Source organism: Blautia stercoris, from assembly GCF_054657695.1.
Genome location: NZ_BAAHYF010000001.1, coordinates 1218231 through 1236919 on the forward strand (window position 1 = coordinate 1218231; position 18689 = coordinate 1236919).

Genomic DNA, 18689 nt, shown 5'->3' on the forward strand with positions numbered 1-18689 from the left:
CTCCTTATTTGGTTTTCCACCATGCTTTAAAATCATGATGGGTGACACGTTGTTCTACCGGTGGCAGGGTCATATAATCGCCATATTCAATTGTAAGATAGGTATCATAGCCTTTTGGCGCACGGAAATATTCGCCCTCAAATTCCAATTCAACTGCTTCTGAAAAAATTTCGGCCGGCATCATATCTTTTTCTTTATAACCGCCCACCAGACAGCCCACATACTTTGCCCCCTCTACCGGATACTTCTGACTTAAATGGTCTACCATACGGATAAAATTCTTTCCGCCAATCAGTCTTCTGACAGCCCAGAATACAAACCGTTTTGTATTTCCTGTAGTATGGTTTCCTTTTACACCTTTAAAACTCTGAAACCCTCTGTAACGCTGTTTTTCCAGATACAAACATTTTCTGACATGTTTGATATAATCCTCTTTTTTCTCCCCAGGGAGTCCATCATAAGGAAAAATATCTACATAAATTCCCATTGGACAATTGACTTCGATATTTTCTTTTAAAATTGTACGAGTATCAACCGCTTTTCCAAAGGCATAAATATATCCCTTTGTATTTTTATGATTGACTACTTTATAGCAGGAGTCTTCCTGATTCATAATCTGCTCTAATTTCTCATAGTCTTTTCTTGGCATCCATATATCAAGGTCATCATCCCACGGAATATATCCTTTATGCCGGACTGCCCCAAGCAGAGTTCCATCAGACATAAAGTATTTCAGATGATGTGCCTTACACAGTTCATCTACTTTTCTTAAGATTCCAAGCTGTATCTCTTTTAATTCGGCAATCTCTGTAATTTCCTGCATCTTAAACCTCCATTTTTTATTTTTTAACCACTCTCGAAGTATCTTACTATATTTCCTGTATAAAAGCAAATGCCAGAATCTGTCTCTCTTTCGTTTTTCTCTCTTTGTATTCTACATAACTATTGAATTTTCGACAAAAAATAGCTTATAATAGCAGGATAAGACGCAAAAACAATGCATACAAATAGAATAGAAAGGGATATTATCTATGCACAAAAAGAAACCTTATTTTGCCAGATTCCTGGCACTGCTGCTTAGCACAACAACTGTATTTGGTTCTGTTCCGGTTTCTGCATCCTCTGTATCTGGCAGTTCCGCTTTAGAATCTGCCGACTCTTCAAACACTTCAGAAGATGCCTCTGATTCCAGGAAATCATCCTCTGAGGATGAACTCAAAGACTCAGATACTTCCGATTCGTCCGGAAGCAGTCAGAATCCAGATTCGTCAAATTCATCCGGTTCTTCGGATTCTTCCGGTGATATTCAAAATCCGGACGGTTCGAATTTTTCCGGTAATACCCAGAATCCAGATAGTTCGAATTCTTCCGGTGATATCCAGAATCCAGATAATTCGGATTCTTCCGGTGATACCCAAAATCCAGATTCATCCGATAAAGACGACAGCGAAGAAGAACCGGAAGTTTCTTATTCAAAAATTCATTTTATCACTCTTCCGTATAACAGTGATGCCATCCTGCTTGAAAGCAATGGACACTTTGGAATGATTGACTCCGGAGAAGACAGCGATTATCCGGATGGCAGTGACCCACGCTATCCACTAAGAAACAATGTCTATACCGGAAAGGGCTATGAACAACAGGTACTTGATTACATGCACAGTGTTGGTGTCACGCAGGATAACTTTGATTTTTATCTTGGAACGCATCCTCACAGTGACCACATCGGTTCTGCGGATGAAGTCATTCGGGAATTTCATCCTCAAAGAGTCTATCTGATGGAATACAAAGATGAATACATCACTTCACCCGGACTGTTATTTGACAATCTCTATGTTTACGATAAAGCAGTTGAGGCAGCGAAAGAAGTTGGAAGTACTTTGATTCAGAACTTCGATGTCAATGCACCGGTTGTTCCAGACCAGGCTGCTGAAGCTTCCGCTCAGACCGAAGAACAAAATATTTCTGCCGGTACGGATACCCGTTCTTATTCTTATATTACAGAACAGGAAATTGAAGAAAAATATGGAGATTCTCCGGTTTCTGAAGATGACCCTGCAATGGAAGAGGCATTCCCCGAAGAAGGAATTGCTGTACTGAATTCTTCTGATCCAAACTCAACAGTCTACAGCACACCTGCAAGCACAACCGGAAATCCAGACTTCGACCTTGGGGACTTGCATCTTCAGGTGATGAACTACAGTGATGATTACAAAACAACCGGAAAACTCGATGCCAACTATTTTTCTCTTGGCGTAAAAGTCACTTCCGACAGTGGATACACTGCCTTTCTTAGCGGCGATATCGGTTTTGCAGATGGAGATGAGGCACGTCTTTCCAAAGTTTTGGGACATATTGATGTCTTAAAGCTGGGTCATCATGGAATCGCAAATTCAAACTCTCTGGAATATCTAAATACCTTAAGTCCAACAATTGCCATTCAGTCAGGGCTTTACAAGGTTCTTCCGGAAGACAGAATTGAACTTTTAAATAAACTTGGAACAAGACTTTACTCTCTTCCAGAATATACTTCATACACTCCTGCAATCACACTGGATATGGATACGCTGGACTTAAATGTCTCTTCTTCTGATTATTTCTTTTACAGTAAAGACGAGACGCCTTATCTTTCCAGTTATTTAAATGGACGTGAAAAAGCCTACACCGGTTTTGTGGACTATGATGAAGAAACCTATCATTTTTCTAATTCCATTACCGCAGATGAAAAGAAATGGATTCGCACAAATGCAACTTGGTATTATGCTGATGCAAAAGGTGCACTCGTTCATGGCTGGTTAAAAAATGGAAACTATTACTATTACTTAAAGAATGACGGCAGTATTTCAACCGGACTCTGCACCATTGATGAGGATACTTACTTTTTCAATGACAGCGGTCAGATGCTTTCGGCTGGGTGGAAATGGATCAATAAAAAATGCTATTATTTCCAGAAAGACGGCACCATGGCAAAAAATGCCTGGATTGGAACATCTTATGTTGATGAAAACGGAGTCTGGGACACTTCCAAAACCACAACCTCCAAAACTGGATGGAAACAGGATAAAAATGGCTGGTGGTATGTTCACGCAGACGGAAGCTACACAAAAAATGGATGGGAAACCATTGATGGAGAAAAATACTATTTTGATTCCACCGGATATCGTCATATTGGATGGCTGTATCTTAATCAAACTTATTATTATTTCGACCTCTCAACCGGAATCTTAAAGACCGGATGGGTAAAAAGTGGAAAATACTGGTATTACATGAATGAAAAAGGAATCATGCAGACTGGATGGCGTGAAATCGATGATAAATGGTATTATTTAAATTCATCCGGAATGATGCAGACCGGATGGCTTTATCACAGACAAAAATGGTATTACATGAATGAGAAAGGTGTCATGCAGACCGGATGGGTAAAAGTTGGAAACAGCTGGCATTATCTGAACAGTAATGGTATCATGCAGACCGGATGGATGTATCTGTATACCCAGACTTATTATTTAAATAAGAGCGGTGTCATGCAGACCGGATGGCAGACACTTAACAACAAAACTTATTACTTTGACCCAACAAGCGGTAGAATGAAAACCAAATGGATCAAAATCGGTACCAACCAGTGGTATTATTTAAATGAGAACGGAACCTTAAAAACCGGATGGCAGACACTCAATAACAAAACTTATTATTTTGAAACTAATGGACTGATGCAGACCGGATGGAAACGACTCGATTCTAAATGGTATTACTTTGGCAATGCAAATGACGGAGCTATGAAAACCTACTGGCAGAAAGTCAATAATGCCTACTACTTCCTTGGTTCAGACGGTATCATGCGAACCGGATGGCAGAGCATCTGGGGCAAATGGTATTACTTAAATTCCTCTGGAGCAATGCTGACCGGATGGCAGAAAATTGACAATAACTGGTATCTTCTCCAGTCAAATGGTGCACGCATAGAAGGCTGGTATACAAACGGCAAGAATCGTTATTACCTTATGCCTTTAACCGGAGTGATGCAGAAATACTGGTTCTCTGTTGACGGCAAATGGTATTATGCAAATTATAGTGGAGTGTTACAGACCGGATGGGTTACCTCAAACGGCAAAACCTATTATCTGGACGAATCCGGAGTGATGCAGACCGGACTGAAATTAATCGACAAAAAATGGTATGTTTTCTCTGCTTCCGGAGAACTGATGGGTTCTAATTAAATCTAAATACAGCAAAAAAACAGACAGGATTTTGACATCATCCTGTCTGTTTTTTTAAATTGCTTTTAACTTGTTAATTAATCCCAGTAAATCATTACCGTAATTCTTGCTTGCAGCCCAACCGCCCCCATTTGGGTTTTCCTGAATTCCAAGCCATTCCACGTAAGGTGCACTTCCTCTTGTCACATAAGAGAAACGAACATCTACACAGGTATTTTTTAACGCCTCTTTATTGGCATAAGCTTTTAAATGCTGTACCTGAGCACGGATTCCGGTTCTTACATCCTTAAAAGAATTTCCTGCAACTCCGTTTCCGGTTGCTCCAAGTCCTGCGAAATTAAACTGGCTGATTTTTACATCTCCGCCAAATTTCAGATATCCGGTTTCTAACATTGCCTGAATAAATACTACATCGGCTTTCATGTTTTCTGCATCGGCTTCTTCTTTTATTATTTTACAAAATGTTTCAATATCCGCTGCACCACCCTTGGTCAGCGCTGCAGACGGATAAGCAATCGAAGAGTATGTATTATAATATTTTACCATCTGAGAAACAGTCACACTGCTTGTTCCCGTAATCTGATATAACCCTTCATTTTTTGTTTCTTCTTTTAGAGCTCCACTGCTGTTAAATTCATACTTTGTTCCGCCAATTGTAACGGTTCCGGTTGCCATTGCTCCTTCTGAGTCAAAATAATAGGTCTTTCCATTAATGGTCTGCCAGCCGGTTTTCATTGCTCCATCTGAAGACCCGCCAAAGTAGTACCAGACTCCTTTTATCTTCTGCCAGCCGGTCTGCATCACTCCATTTTCATCCAGATAGTACCATTTTCCCCAGATTTTCTGCCAACCGGTTCTTCTGACACCATTTGCTCCAAAGAAATAGTAGTTTCCGTCGATTTTTCTCCAGTAAGTTTGCATCACCCCGCTGTCCACGATGTAATAGTACTCATGGTCAACTATCTGCCAGCCCACCTGCATTGCACCATTTTTCTCATTTCCAAAATAATACCATGCTCCATCGATTTTCTGCCAGCCGGTCTGCATCACTCCATCACTGTCAAAATGATAATATTTGCCCCAGATATTCTGCCAGCCGGTTCTTACGGAACCATTTGCTCCAAGGAAATAATACTTTCCATTTTCCAGATACCAGTAAGTTTGCATCACTCCGTTTGCCTTTAAGTAATACCACTTTCCATTAATCTTCTGCCAGCCTGTTTTCATTGCTCCATCCGAAGACCCTCCAAGATAGTACCAGACTCCTTTTATCTTCTGCCAACCGGTCTGCATCACTCCATCACTGTCAAAATAATACCATTTTCCCCAGATATTCTGCCAGCCGGTTCTTACAGAGCCATTTGCTCCAAGGAAATAATACTTTCCATTTTCCAGATACCAGTAAGTTTGCATCACTCCGTTTGCCTTCAGATAATACCACTTTCCATCAACCTTCTGCCAGCCTGTCTGTTTTGCATTTGACTTATAGTAATACCAGTTTCTATTTTCTTTGACCCAGCCATTCTTGTCTGAATTGCTGGAATTACTATTACTGTTATTATTAGAAGAATTCGAAAGTGTCACACCAAAATACTGTGCAATTCCTTCTGCATCGGCTCTTCCAATCTTCTGTAAATCTGCTTCACTGTCTAAAAACTTTGCATCCACTGTACTGCTGATAAATGCATGCTCCACAATAATGGATGGAATTCCTGCCTGCAATCCCTGACGAACAATTGCATAATAATCTGCGGTACTTCCATCCGGATATTTTGTACCACTTGCACTGTCACGATAAACCAGTCCACGATTGTATAAGCCTAAACTTACCAGTTTTTTCAAAATATCCTGTGCCAGTTGTCCGGCATTTTCCGCAACCTTAGAGTTATAGCGTCCTGTTCTTGGTACAAGGATTTCTGCTCCATTTGCGGTTTTTGAATCTGCGGAATTTAAATGCAGGCTTACTAAAATATCTGCATTCTTGGATGCCGCATAATTTACACGTTCACTTAACCCAACATAGCTGTCATCCGTTCTGGTCATATAGACAACAAACTGTGATGATTTCTCTAACTCCTGTTTTACATAATTTGCAATTTTTAATGTCAACTTTGATTCAGATTCGGAAGAAATTCCATTTTGATTTTCAGCCCCTCCATCATAACCACCATGTCCTGGGTCTAACACAATCACATACTTCTGTGCTGCTCTTCCCACAGACTCCATGGAAAATGTGCTGATTTGAGCTGTTACGTCTGCATCCGGAACGAGTTCTATTGATTTTTCAATTGAATCCGCAATTTCCTCTCCCGTAATTCCGTCTCCCTTTGTGGAAATGATAGAATCTTCTACCAGATTAACAGTCTCTTCATCTAAAGACTCTTCTGTATCCTGCAATACTTCTGAAGCGGTTTCTTCTGAAACTTCTGTCTGCGTCATACCTTCAGAATCTTGAAGTGACACAGTATACTCAATCCCTGTAATTCTCACTACAGCACTTTCCCATACACGTTCCACTCCATCCTGTGCAATCGGAAGCAAAAAAACGGCAAAGTTCTCTGCTACAGTATCTGACTCTGCTGTTTTTATCTCTCCTCCGTCACGGTATGTAAGTACTGCACTCTCAATCACTGTTGTTTCGTCTCCAAAGCTCATAATAACAGACTGATTGATTCCATCATCCTGAGTAACCACATAGTTAAACGCCACTTCTGAAACAGCATCCCGGGAATTTATTTCTTCTGAATTCATTTCTTCTGAATTTGTTTCTTCCGAATTTGTTCCTTCTAAATCAGAAGTTTTCGAATTCTGCTCTTCCGTATCCTGTTCGTTTGTACTCTGTGCCTCCGAATTTTGTTCCTCCGAAACCTGTTCCTGTGAAATTTCATCTGCGCTTTTTTCTGTACTTTGCACCGCTTCCTGTGTCTGCACAGTTTCCGGCACAGCCTCTTCTGTCCCTGGCTCTGCTCCGAATACCGGAGTCGCTACAGATAATAGCATTGTCAGTGTCAACAAGTAAGCAATCCATTTTTTTGTTGCCTTTTTCATTTCCTACCCTTCCCTTTTTGCTTTGCGTCAACTTTTTCCAAATTTATTACATATATGTTAACCAAGTATTTCCTATTATATAATACTTATTTTTAAATTGCAATGTATATCAAATTAATATTTGCGTTTTTTTTTAACTATGTTAAAATGTTACCGTAGTTATTTGATTTAGAACAAAATTTTTAGGAGTCGTTATGATTGATTTTAATATTGCCCCTCATACGGGAAATGAAGTAAAATACATACAAGAAGCCATCGCAAGCGGAAAAATCTGCGGAGATGGAACATTTACCAAAAAATGCAGTCAGTGGATGAAAGAACATTTTTATACCAATCAGGCATTTCTCACCACGTCCTGCACTCATGCACTTGAAATGGCAGCTGTCTTAAGCGGTGTAAAACCGGGGGATGAAGTCATCCTTCCCTCCTACACCTTTGTTTCCACAGCAGATGCTTTTGTTCAAAGAGGTGCATCCCTTGTCTTTGTCGATATTCGTCCTGATACCATGAATCTTGATGAAACATTGATCGAGGACGCCATCACTGAAAAAACAAAAGTGATTGTTCCGGTTCATTATGCCGGAGTTGCCTGCGATATGGACACAATCATGAATATTGCAAAGCGTCATCACTTAAAAGTTGTCGAGGATGCCGCACAGGGATTCGCTTCTTATTATAAGGGAAAAAGTCTTGGAACAATTGGAGATTTTGGCTGTCTTAGTTTTCATGAAACCAAAAATTTAAGTATGGGAGAAGGCGGTGCATTATTCTTTCAGAATAATGCTTATCAGGAAAAAGCAGAAATTCTGCGTGAGAAGGGAACAGACCGCAGTAAATTTTTCCGTGGACAGATTGATAAGTATACCTGGCAGGATTATGGTTCTTCCTATCTTCCAAGCGATTTAAATGCTGCTTATCTTTGGGCTCAGCTTGAAATGGCAGATGACATTCAAAATGACCGCATGGCCACCTGGAACTTTTATAATGAAGCATTAAAACCACTTGCCGATAAGGAATTGATTGAACAGCCTTTTATTCCAAAAGATTGTATTCACAATGCTCACATGTACTATATCAAACTCCCGAACCTGGAAAGTCGCTCTGATTTTATTCATTATTTAAGAGAACACGGTGTGATGTCTGTTTTTCATTATATTCCATTACATTCTGCACCAGCCGGAAAAAAATACGGACGTTTCTTTGGAGAAGACCGCTATACAACAAAAGAAAGCGAACGTCTGGTACGTCTTCCGATGTACTACCAGCTGTCACAAGCGGATAAAGAATATGTTGTTAAAACAATTTTTGATTACTTCAACCGGTAAAAATTTTAAAAGAGTGGAACATTTTGCCAAATCTACAATCTGTTCCACTCTTTTATACTCTGTCTCTATAAATCCGTTTCTTATATTTATACATCTCATAATCGGCTTCTTCTTTGGAAGATTAAAACGGCAGGGTATAAATAAACACTCCACTCATAATAATCAAATTTCCAATTAATTTTTCCTTTGTAAACTTTTCTTTTAAAATAAAATACGACAATACCATAACAAACACATAAGTAAAGGTATCAATTACTGCACCATATTTCATGTCTACTTTTGTATACGCATAAGTATTTAGAAACAAAACGGCTGCAAAAATTCCGTAAGAAAGAATCACGCGCCAATTTAAATATTCAAAAATCGGATTTTTATAGGTTTTATTTGCACTCTGCTTTAATAACAGCTGTGAGAATGCACTGAAAAATGTTCCGATAAATAACAGCCACATATAATTATTCATATTTCTGCACCACCAACACTCCAATAAATACAACCAGCAAACCAATCATATTCGTCACCGTAAGACTCTCATGAAAAATAAAAACAGCCCATATCTGGCTCCAGATTAAATATACCGTACGGTTTGCATAAGCAACATTTAAATCAAATTTTTTGATAACCTTCTGCCACGCAATTGCATAAACAAAGCAGTTTAATAACATCAAAAAAGAAAATCCAATCATTCCTGCTGAAAACAGTCCGTGTTTATTAAACTGCTGTGATGCCAGTTTGCTGAATACACTGGTAAATGAAAACAGCATGATATTTAAATGCAGTAAGATATAATCTTTTAATTTTTCCATCGTTCTTCCAAATTTCCTTTCGACAGCCAGACTGTTTCTCTTGCATGGCTTAACGCTTCTTCTAATTCCGCTTCGCTTCCTGTCCTCATAATGACCTGCCCAATCCGATCTGTTCCATTCTTCATTGCCTCAATTTTATCACCGACCTGATAATCAAGCTGAACCTCAATGCCTTTTTGAACCAGGCTTTTAAGTTTATCCATTTCAATCTTTTCGATTATGCCATCCTGATTCGAAAACAGCAATGCGCCCATACAAGGATGTGTTTCTTCACTCTGAAACTCTGCCTCTTCGCCAAGTGCATAACTGATTATCTTTTCATACCAGTCATAACCCGTATAAATTGAAATCAGCTCCGGAATACAGGTTGCTCCTGTTCTTCCTCCAACTTCAATTAGCCAGACCTGCTCTCCTCTTACAAATACATCGGCATTTAGCGGACAGTTTTTCATTCCCAGTGCTTTTATGGCAAGCTCAATCTGATGTTTCAGATTTTCCATCAGTTTTTTCGATGCATGATAAGGAAATTTATGTCCGATTGGCATCGTTGTTCCATTTACCGTATAAGTAAATTTTTCATGTGGAAAAAATGCTTCTATTTTTTCTTCTCCAATAAAAGCATCTACCCCTATTTCATCGGCTTCAATAAATTCTTCTACCAGCACATACGGCTTCTTTGTTACCTTTTTTGCTTCCTGCCAGGCATATTCTAATTCTTCCATCCTGTCTGCACGGTGGATTCCACGGCTTCCTGAACTGTCCACTGCTTTTACCATAACCGGAAATCCAAGTGCATTAGCCGACTCAACACATTCTTCATAAGAAGCGACCTTTCTAAAATCTGCGGTTGAGACCCCTCCTGCCTTTAATGCCTCTTTCATCAAAAGCTTATCCGTGACCTTCCACGCTGCTTCTCTTGGAATCCCTCGTAGTCCCAGATTATCACAGACAAAACCAATCGCACGCACTGCCACGTCCGTTCCTGAGGTACAGATTCCGGAAATCTTTTCTCTTTTTGCGGTTTCTAAAATTTTTTCATAATCTCTTGTATCTATCTCATAAAAAGAATCCGCAAGCGCAATTCCCGGATAATTTCCTTTTATGCTTACAACCAGCGTTTCCAGCCCCATTTCTTTTGCTTTTTTTATTAAAGGCACTTGATAGATTCCTGCTCCTAATATCATTAATTTCTTCTTTGACATTTCAAAATAACTCCCATTTAGCTGATTTGCCAACTTTCTTGATTCGGTCAAATTTCTTCCCTTTGTTCGCTTACATTTATCGTTTCTCTTACAATAAACTGTGGAGTATGATTCAGCGTAAGAATAATTTTTCCAAGATATTCCCCGACAATCCCAAGACACATTAAAATCATGCCTGCAAATACCATCGTCACACACATCATAGACGCCCAGCCAATCACCAGAGACGGGTCAACGATTTTTCGTATCGCTGTGATAACTGCCATCAAAAATCCGACTCCGGCAGCAATTCCACCTGCCACAGACGAAATTCGAAGCGGGATTACAGAATAATTCCAATATGCCAGCCATAAATGAATCAGCTTATGCAGGGTATAATTAGATGCTCCAACTTCTCTTTTATGATGTTCCACTTCCACATTTCCAATATTGTGGGTAATCCGATAAAAAATCCCATCAATATAAGGATTATAACTGTCATATTTCCTGGTTTCTTCTGCTACTTTTTTGGTGATAATCCAAAAATTACTTGAAGTAATTTCTTTTGGCCGTCCCAGTAAAATTCTCGAAGAAACTTCATTTAATTTACTGCTTAAGTTCTTGAGAGAAGAATTTTTTCGTTTTCCATAATGTCCATAAACCAGATCATATCCCTCTTGAATTTTCTCTACCAGCTTAAAAATCTGTGAAGGATGCGTCTGCATATCATCATCCATTCCGAGTACATAATCACCTTTTGTATAATGAAGTGCCGCCATCAGTGCATTATGCTGTCCAAAGTTACGAATCAGATTGACTCCATGCACAAATGGATATTTCTTTCCTAATTCTTTTATTTTTTCAAACGTTCCATCTGTCGATCCATCATTTACCAGGACAAACTCGCATTGATATTTTTTATGTGCATGAAATTCCTGAATCGTCAGCTCGACTACTTTCTGAATTGTTTTTTCCGAATAATAACAAGGTATTACAATAGAAATCAGCATTTTTCTTATAACCTTCCTAAATCTTTTTTTTGTGTACCAAGCCAGTCATAGAAAAGAGGTGTTCCTCCGGTATGAATGAATAATATCTTTTTTCCAGAAATCTGATAATCTTCGATATAGTGTTCCATTCCAAGAAATGCTTTTCCGGTATAAGTTCCATCCATTGCCACTCCATTTAAGGCAAACTCCTCACGGATACACTGCTCGATTTCCTCATCATACTGTCCATATCCACCTTTTGTATACTCACTTGCCAGATGGATCTCTTTTTGGTCTTCCATGGAAAACTCTTTTCCAAGCCCTTTTAAGTATTCTCTCATTCCGGTTTCAATAATCGAAACCGCACGTTCATACTCTCTTGAGGAAATCAAAATCCCAACAATCTGCTTCTTATCTCTCGCCAAAAGATGTCCACAAGTCAGACCTGCCTGTGTTGCTCCTGTTCCCGATGCATGAAAAATATAATCAAAGAAAATCCCTTGGTTTTTCTCAAAATTCAAGATCTCCTGATAAGCTTTTGCATAAGCAGAAGCAGAAACCCCCTCGTTTCCGGTTCCAAATTTATTTCCATAGATATAATACGGTTTGTGTCCTTCCTGTATTAACCGATTCATCGTTGCCTCTACTGTCTCTGCAATCTGATTTTTTCTACATTTTACAATTTTTACCTTAAGCATCTGCATCAAATGGCTGTTGCTTGTCTCTTTTTCCTCACTTTCGCCCTCTTCAAATGAACAAATCATATAACAGGGAATCTTTTTTCTGAAACATTCGTTTGCAATCACCCTGCATAAATTAGATCGCACATTTCCATAAGCAATCATAATATCACACCCTTTTTTCTGCATATCTTCAAAAAAGGCATTCGCAATTCTTACTTTATTTCCTCCAAGTGAAAATGGCAGTAAATCTTCTCTCATGATATAGAGCTGATTTCCCGACTGTTTTCTGTCAAAAATCTCATAAATTGGTGTTCTTTCCAATTCCATTTTTTTCGCCTCTCAATCGTACCTTTCTATCATTATAAGCGAAAAGAAGAGACGTGTCAAAAAAACACGCCTCTCTTCTTTTTTAAGCAAAATCTAAAAACAAAATTTTCTTTAGTCGGTATCTGCTTAACACTGGGTCGGGTCCATAAGATTTGTTCCCGGTGCAAGTTTAATCGTAGCCGGTTTATCAAATGGCTCATAATAGCCATCACCAATTGTAATCTGTGAACCTCTGCTTACATTTGTATAAATCCATTTTGCATCTCTTACACAAAGTCGGATACATCCGTGAGATGCCGGACGTCCTAAGTTATTGTAATCTGCTGCATTTAAGTTATAAATGTTCTGCCGTCCACCTGCTACAGAGTGAATAAAGATTCCCTGATATACATGAGACGTATACTGACCCCAGGATGGTCCCATTAAGATATGCCATCTGTCCTGGTCACCAATGTAGAATGTTCCTGTTGGGGTTGGGGTTGCCGGAAGTCCTACAGAGCAGGTCATTGATTTAACCGGAATAATATATCCGTTTGAACCATCTTTTGCAAATACAGTAACCATGCAGGTCGTACGATTTACACGCAGTCTGTATGGTCCACTTACCATACTGCTGACATCCTGCTGCAATGCTCCATTGGATTTAAAGTATAATTTGTATCCATTGACATACTGCCAGCCGGTCTGCATAACACCATTCGCATCCATATAAAATCTGGTATTTCCGGTTTTAATATAACCAGTCTGCATCACTCCGTTACTGTCTAAGTAGTACCATTTGCTGCCAACAGAAGTCCAGCCGGTTTTCATTGCTCCGTCTGCAGTACCTCCGAAATAATAATACTTGCCATCAATCTTCTGCCAGCCAGTTTTCATGACACCGTCGTTTGCTCCGCCAAAATAATACTTTTTATTTCCGATTCTCTGCCAACCGGTTTTCATAGAGCCATCACTTGCTCCGCCAAGATAATAGTATTTTCCATAAATCTTCTGCCAACCGGTTCTCATAGAGCCATCACTGCCAAGGAAATAATATCTTCCATAGATTTTCTGCCAGTAGGTTTTCATCGCGCCATCATTTCCATGACCTAACCAATAATACTTACCGTCAATTTTCTGCCAGTAATATTTCATCGCACCATCATTTTCTTTTCCAAGATAGTACCATTTGCCATAAACCTGCTGCCAGCCGGTTTTCATTGATCCATCTCTTCCGAGCCAATAATATTTACCATAAATATTCTGCCAGTAAGTTCTCATAGAACCATCTGCGCCAAGGAAATAGTATTTTCCATCTACCTGTGTCCAGTAGGTAGCCATGATTCCGTTCGATTTCAGATAGTAATATTTACCACTTGTCAAAATCCAGGTACCTGCCGCATATGTTCCATCAGCCTGTTTCCATTTCCAGCCATCAGCTGTCTTTTCCCAGCCCGGTTTATAATTGGAAGTACATTTTCCGTCTGCTCCAAAGACATAAGTCACTCCATTTATGACTTTCTGACCATTTTTAAAAATTTCTCCATTTTCTTCCAGAAAATAAGTTACTCCATTTTCAATATCTGTACGGAGTCCTGTTTTAGAAGTATCTTTCTTTCCTTCTGCATTAAAAAAATAATAATACTCTGTTCCGGTTTCACTTCTATATTTTTTCCATGCGTTGGATGCAAATTGACCCTTTGCATTTAAATAATAACTGTCTTTTCCAATCTGATAAACATCTTCACTTAAAACAACCGGTGTTACATCAGTTTCAGCCTCATATTTTACCCAGATACTTTTTTCTACTTCAAACACCCATTTTTCTGTCAGCGTGCCTGCATTTGTAAGATTTTCATAATAACGATAAATTATCTGTTTTGCTTTATTGGATGCATCCACTACAGTTTCTAACGTCCAGTGTTCGTCAATTTTTTCACCTTTTAATTCATTATTTTTCAGTACAGTAATTGTATCCGTCGGCTGTCGTTCTTCCAGTCCCTCCTGTGAAGGTTCTTCTGTCTTTGCCTCATCCGCCGGAGTCTCATTCGGCTCTTCTTTCATATCCTCAGACGGAGCCTCAGCTTCTGCATCCGGAGTTTCTTTCACATCCGGAGTTTCTTTCACATCCGGAGTTTCTTTCACATCTGGAGTTTCTTTCACATCCGGAGTTTCTTCTCCTGTCTCTTGCTCTCCAACTTCCTGCTGTCCGCCATCCGGTTGTCCCTCTAAAAGAGTTTGTGAACTTTCCTGGCTCTGTACCGCTCCTTCTGATACAGTCGCTGCACTTACCGGCAATACCGTTGTCATAGTAACGGCCACGGTAAGCATCAAGGATAACAGTTTCATTCTTCTTTTTTTCATACCTATCCCTCGCTTTCTGGTATCTCCTGATTTTTACTTATTTTACCATTTTTGACCTGTTTTTACAACAAACAGAATGTAAAACAATATTAAGTTTTCTTTACAGAAATGATAAAATTCTCTCCATAACAAACACAGCTATGCAAGAGAAACACGCTACTGTTACAAGACTTTTTTCTTTCAGGGCGAAAATCACTGCAACTACCAGCCCCGCAAACGCTGAAATTGGAGAATCTGTCGCATACAAAATTGCCGGAAACGTCATAGCGGTCAGACAGGCATAAGGTACATAATATAAAAACGAACGGATATAAACATTTGTAATTTTTTTCTGAAATAATGTGAGCGGAAGCATACGAATCAGATACGTTACTCCTGCCATCACAAAAATATAAGCATAAATCATGATTCTTCCTCCCTAATCGGAAACAGGACTGCGCCCATTCCAGCTGCTAATAACGTACAGATAATAATTTTAAACCCATCTGAAATCTTACAAAGCAGAGGCAGATAATAAAATCCTGTACTTAAAATCAATGCGGTAATTACAACAATACATACATTTTTCTCTTTTTTAGCCGGAGGAATAACAATCGCCACAAACATTCCGTATAAAGCAACACCCAATGCACTTCTGATAAATTCCGGCATAATTGTACTTGCCACCGCACCTCCAAGCGTTCCGGATACCCAGCCAACCACCGGAAGGAAAATCAATCCATACATGTACCACTGACCCACTTTTCCTTTTTTAGAACTTGCCACCGCAAAAATTTCATCCGTGATACCATAAGCAATCGCCAGTCTGTGTCCGGTATGAACACTTCGTGCAAATTTCTGTGAAAGTGACAGTGACATCAACGCATAACGCATATTAATGACAAGCTGGGTTAGTGCCATTTCCACCAGAGAAGACCCTGCCAGAATGACATTAAGTCCTGCAAACTGTCCTGCCGATGTCAGATTCAACAGTGAAATCAATACTGCATGAAATGGTTTCATTCCATGATTCACTGCCAGCATGCCAAATGTAAAACTGACAGAAAAATACCCAAGTGCAATCGGAATTCCATCTTTTAAGCCTTGTTTTATATTATTCTGCATGTTTATCCCCCATTTTGTATTTTTTCTTTTTTATCATAATTACAGCACAATGCTGGGGTCAAAATTTTTGCCCCAGCACTTTTGTATTTCTATTCTTATTTTTCTTTATAAGTTTCTGTCGCCGTGTATCCACATGCCTTTATGGCGTGTGGTAGTTCACTCCTGAAGTGAATGCTCCAGCAAATCAACCAAATGTTCCAAAGCGGTCTGTTCGTCCTCTCCCTCACATACCAGTTCAATGACCGCTCCACCTCTTACGCAGGCACCAAGTACGCTCAGCACACTCTTTGCATTTGCTGTCACGTCTTTATAATGAAAGGTAATCAGACATTTATATTTCATTGCCTCATTACAAAGCTTTCCTGCCGGTCTTAAGTGCAGACCAATCAAATTATTTACTTTTACTTTCTGGCTTACCATGTTTCTCACTCCCTGCTTCTGTTATTGTAAATCTGTGTTCAAAGTCCACTATCCCGTCGTAATTTCTGCGGCTTTCACCAGTTTTAATTTTACTTTCACCGTATCCAGAGAGGTATATCCATCCGGAAGTGTAATCTGTACCGGAACTTCATATTCTCCGACACTGTAAGATTTTAAATCAATACTTAACGCAATCTGCGCTTCTTTCAGATTTTCAAGTGCTTCTTCCGTTCCCAGGATTCTTACTGTTATTTTCTCTCTGTCAAAAACCAAATCCGTATCGGATGGCTTATTATTTACTGTGATACTGTTTACCGGAATTTCATACTCTTTACTATTTAACGGAAGAATCTTCACTGTCACAAGGGCTGTCTCACTGATATCTGTCGCAAGTTCAATATCTTCCGGAAGCAAATCTTCGAGATTTACTTTTACTTCATAATCCGAAGATTTTCCACTGATATTAACCAGTGATGCTGGAATTACCAGTTTATCTCCATCCTCTTCAAACTGTTTTAAGGCTTCCTGCGTTCCTGCAATACTGATGGTATTCGGCGTAGAAGAAACCTGGAATACATAATATCCCGCTTTTACCGTTCCGGAATATTTCACTTCCACCGGAACATCCTGTTTCACTTTCCATAATTCAACATTTACATCTATTGTTGTAGACTGTATATCAAACTTCAGATACGACATCTGCTTTTCAGAAAGTTCTTCGAGGTTTTTGTCATAAACTTTAATCTCAGACTGTCTGGTATCATCCTTTGACATTCCACTGACATCTACCTGAGCCACGACATTTCCAATCTTATTCATAATCGATTCTGGTCCGATGATTGTCACACGGTCTGGATTTGTTTCCGTTTTTCCGACTTCATATCCTTTTTCCGGTTTCGTATCGCCTGTATTCACTGCAATTGTATATTCCTGACTGACTCTGTTTTCAATTGTAATCGGAATATTTCTTGGTCTTGCTTCTATGTTGTGCTCTTCAATACCGGAATAGCTGACATAGACCGGAACCATAATCGGATCAGACTCCAGATCTACAATCTGGGTTAAATCCGCTACCGCTGAAATATTGTCCCTGCTGATTTTTTTCATAATCGAACTTGCACCTGTCACCTTGACATCCACAGTATCTTTCCCATCTTCCATAAGCGCCACTTTATTCATACTTTCAATATAAGATTCGTTTGCAAATGTAACCGGTACATCGGTAATTGTAATTGTCCTTACAGGATCCTCAATATTAACAACCAGAAGCCAAATAAATATGGCAATAAACAGCGAAAGAATTCTAAGAGTAAATTTATTCATCAGATTTTTTCTCATTCTTTCCCCATCCCTTCCATATTATTTTTTTCCGTTTTGCATTCTCCGGTGTCGCATTCTGCTCTTTCTTCAGACGTTCTTTTAACTCATCCTTTGTCAATGCAACATCCAGTTTGCCCTGTTTTGCAACTGATACATTTCCGGTCTCTTCTGATACAATAATTGTAAAAGAATCGCTGACCTCACTGATTCCGACTCCTGCACGATGTCTTGTTCCAAGATTCTTATTCAGTGCCATGTTATCAGAAAGAGGGAGATAACAGGTCGCTGCCACAATTCTGTCTCCCCGAATGACAATTGCTCCGTCGTGAAGCGGTGTATTATGTTCAAAAATATTAATCAAAAGCTGACTGCTTACTAAAGAATCCAGATAAATTCCGGTTCTCGCATATTCATTTAAAATGGTTTCTTCTTCTATTACAATCAAAGCTCCTGTTTTGACTGCTCCCATTTCAAAACTTGCACGAACAATTTCGTTAATTGTTTTATCAGAAAAATATCCGTCTTCTTCTTTGTTTCCTGAATCAAATGGAATGATACTGCTTACGATTTTTTTATGTCCCAGTTCTTCAAGTGCCTTTCTAAGCTCTGGCTGAAAAATAATCAATACGGCCGTAATTGCATATCCTGCCATGTTGGTAACCAGCCATAAAATTGTATTCATCTTCAATAAAAATGCAATGAAAATAAATGCAAGCACAATTAAGATTCCTTTTAAAAGCGAATATGCTCTGGTATTACGAATCCATAACATAAACTCATATACAAAGAAAGCAATCAACAGAATTTCAACAATATCACTCCACGTAAAATACGGTAATCGGATACCTGTTAAGTAACTTGTTACGGATAATAAAAAATCTCCCACAGTCTCACCCCCTTATAGTTCTTTTCTCTAATCTGAAATT

Annotated in this window: 15 protein-coding genes; 2 read left to right on the plus strand and 13 right to left on the minus strand. The window is 39.1% G+C overall.

The features are described 5' to 3' along the window. Window positions 1-4 precede the first annotated feature (4 nt). Window positions 5-823 carry a LicD family protein gene (locus ACYQ2D_RS05855; RefSeq protein WP_459784868.1) on the minus strand — a complete coding sequence of 273 codons (819 nt, stop codon included), beginning with the start codon at window positions 821-823 and terminating at the stop codon, window positions 5-7. A gap of 208 nt (window positions 824-1031) precedes the next feature. On the opposite strand from ACYQ2D_RS05855, the gene ACYQ2D_RS05860 reads away from it, so the two are divergent. Further along, window positions 1032-4217 carry an MBL fold metallo-hydrolase gene (locus tag ACYQ2D_RS05860; protein WP_459784869.1) on the plus strand — a complete coding sequence of 1062 codons (3186 nt, stop codon included), beginning with the start codon at window positions 1032-1034 and terminating at the stop codon, window positions 4215-4217. 54 nt (window positions 4218-4271) lie between these two features. Here the strand turns inward: ACYQ2D_RS05860 and ACYQ2D_RS05865 are convergent, their stop codons facing one another. Next, window positions 4272-7265: an N-acetylmuramoyl-L-alanine amidase gene (locus ACYQ2D_RS05865; protein ID WP_459784871.1), complete on the minus strand. Its 2994-nt coding sequence runs from the start codon at window positions 7263-7265 to the stop codon at window positions 4272-4274. A 194-nt stretch (window positions 7266-7459) separates the two neighbouring features. Between ACYQ2D_RS05865 and rffA the strand changes: the two genes are divergently transcribed. Beyond that, entirely contained in the window at window positions 7460-8590 is a 1131-nt protein-coding gene (gene rffA, locus ACYQ2D_RS05870; RefSeq protein ID WP_372555051.1) for a dTDP-4-amino-4,6-dideoxygalactose transaminase, read from the plus strand. A gap of 121 nt (window positions 8591-8711) precedes the next feature. Here rffA and ACYQ2D_RS05875 read toward each other — a convergent pair whose 3' ends face one another. The 11 genes from ACYQ2D_RS05875 to cdaA all read right to left on the minus strand — a co-directional run bounded on the left by ACYQ2D_RS05875 (window position 8712) and on the right by cdaA (window position 18649). After that, entirely contained in the window at window positions 8712-9053 is a 342-nt protein-coding gene (locus tag ACYQ2D_RS05875) for an EamA family transporter (protein ID WP_117455290.1), read from the minus strand. After that, window positions 9046-9396: a hypothetical protein gene (locus ACYQ2D_RS05880; protein ID WP_022303746.1), complete on the minus strand. Its 351-nt coding sequence runs from the start codon at window positions 9394-9396 to the stop codon at window positions 9046-9048. Before ACYQ2D_RS05880 ends, ACYQ2D_RS05875 begins: the two co-directional genes overlap by 8 nt. Then, on the minus strand, window positions 9384-10598 hold the full coding sequence (locus ACYQ2D_RS05885) for an ATP-grasp domain-containing protein (protein WP_459784872.1): 1215 nt from the start codon (window positions 10596-10598) through the stop codon (window positions 9384-9386). Before ACYQ2D_RS05885 ends, ACYQ2D_RS05880 begins: the two co-directional genes overlap by 13 nt. A gap of 47 nt (window positions 10599-10645) precedes the next feature. Then, window positions 10646-11587, minus strand: coding sequence for a glycosyltransferase family 2 protein (locus tag ACYQ2D_RS05890; protein ID WP_187558218.1), 942 nt, complete (start codon window positions 11585-11587; stop codon window positions 10646-10648). A 5-nt stretch (window positions 11588-11592) separates the two neighbouring features. After that, window positions 11593-12576: a 1-aminocyclopropane-1-carboxylate deaminase/D-cysteine desulfhydrase gene (locus tag ACYQ2D_RS05895; protein ID WP_187558219.1), complete on the minus strand. Its 984-nt coding sequence runs from the start codon at window positions 12574-12576 to the stop codon at window positions 11593-11595. Window positions 12577-12702: 126 nt separating this feature from the next. After that, complete coding sequence (locus ACYQ2D_RS05900) at window positions 12703-14919, minus strand: L,D-transpeptidase family protein (RefSeq protein WP_459784874.1); 2217 nt, start codon at window positions 14917-14919, stop codon at window positions 12703-12705. Between the two features lie 100 nt (window positions 14920-15019). After that, entirely contained in the window at window positions 15020-15325 is a 306-nt protein-coding gene (locus ACYQ2D_RS05905) for an AzlD domain-containing protein (protein ID WP_022303741.1), read from the minus strand. Beyond that, window positions 15322-16023 carry an AzlC family ABC transporter permease gene (locus ACYQ2D_RS05910; protein ID WP_022303740.1) on the minus strand — a complete coding sequence of 234 codons (702 nt, stop codon included), beginning with the start codon at window positions 16021-16023 and terminating at the stop codon, window positions 15322-15324. Before ACYQ2D_RS05910 ends, ACYQ2D_RS05905 begins: the two co-directional genes overlap by 4 nt. Before the next feature lie 156 nt (window positions 16024-16179). After that, complete coding sequence (locus ACYQ2D_RS05915; protein WP_117455286.1) at window positions 16180-16443, minus strand: HPr family phosphocarrier protein; 264 nt, start codon at window positions 16441-16443, stop codon at window positions 16180-16182. 48 nt (window positions 16444-16491) lie between these two features. After that, window positions 16492-17781 carry a CdaR family protein gene (locus tag ACYQ2D_RS05920; protein WP_207726635.1) on the minus strand — a complete coding sequence of 430 codons (1290 nt, stop codon included), beginning with the start codon at window positions 17779-17781 and terminating at the stop codon, window positions 16492-16494. Further along, the gene (gene cdaA / locus ACYQ2D_RS05925) at window positions 17759-18649 is read right to left on the minus strand and encodes a diadenylate cyclase CdaA (protein WP_022303737.1); all 891 of its coding nucleotides are present in this window, start codon (window positions 18647-18649) and stop codon (window positions 17759-17761) included. Before cdaA ends, ACYQ2D_RS05920 begins: the two co-directional genes overlap by 23 nt. Window positions 18650-18689: the final 40 nt, after the last annotated feature.

What these genes read in the sequence shown, in the direction of transcription:
- ACYQ2D_RS05855 (WP_459784868.1), bottom strand. Translation starts at nt 823, where the DNA reads ATGCAGGAAATTACAGAGATTGCCGAATTAAAAGAGATACAGCTTGGA.
- ACYQ2D_RS05860 (WP_459784869.1), top strand. Translation starts at nt 1,032, where the DNA reads ATGCACAAAAAGAAACCTTATTTTGCCAGATTCCTGGCACTGCTGCTT.
- ACYQ2D_RS05865 (WP_459784871.1), bottom strand. Translation starts at nt 7,265, where the DNA reads ATGAAAAAGGCAACAAAAAAATGGATTGCTTACTTGTTGACACTGACA.
- rffA (WP_372555051.1), top strand. Translation starts at nt 7,460, where the DNA reads ATGATTGATTTTAATATTGCCCCTCATACGGGAAATGAAGTAAAATAC.
- ACYQ2D_RS05875 (WP_117455290.1), bottom strand. Translation starts at nt 9,053, where the DNA reads ATGAATAATTATATGTGGCTGTTATTTATCGGAACATTTTTCAGTGCA.
- ACYQ2D_RS05880 (WP_022303746.1), bottom strand. Translation starts at nt 9,396, where the DNA reads ATGGAAAAATTAAAAGATTATATCTTACTGCATTTAAATATCATGCTG.
- ACYQ2D_RS05885 (WP_459784872.1), bottom strand. Translation starts at nt 10,598, where the DNA reads ATGTCAAAGAAGAAATTAATGATATTAGGAGCAGGAATCTATCAAGTG.
- ACYQ2D_RS05890 (WP_187558218.1), bottom strand. Translation starts at nt 11,587, where the DNA reads ATGCTGATTTCTATTGTAATACCTTGTTATTATTCGGAAAAAACAATT.
- ACYQ2D_RS05895 (WP_187558219.1), bottom strand. Translation starts at nt 12,576, where the DNA reads ATGGAATTGGAAAGAACACCAATTTATGAGATTTTTGACAGAAAACAG.
- ACYQ2D_RS05900 (WP_459784874.1), bottom strand. Translation starts at nt 14,919, where the DNA reads ATGAAAAAAAGAAGAATGAAACTGTTATCCTTGATGCTTACCGTGGCC.
- ACYQ2D_RS05905 (WP_022303741.1), bottom strand. Translation starts at nt 15,325, where the DNA reads ATGATTTATGCTTATATTTTTGTGATGGCAGGAGTAACGTATCTGATT.
- ACYQ2D_RS05910 (WP_022303740.1), bottom strand. Translation starts at nt 16,023, where the DNA reads ATGCAGAATAATATAAAACAAGGCTTAAAAGATGGAATTCCGATTGCA.
- ACYQ2D_RS05915 (WP_117455286.1), bottom strand. Translation starts at nt 16,443, where the DNA reads ATGGTAAGCCAGAAAGTAAAAGTAAATAATTTGATTGGTCTGCACTTA.
- ACYQ2D_RS05920 (WP_207726635.1), bottom strand. Translation starts at nt 17,781, where the DNA reads ATGAGAAAAAATCTGATGAATAAATTTACTCTTAGAATTCTTTCGCTG.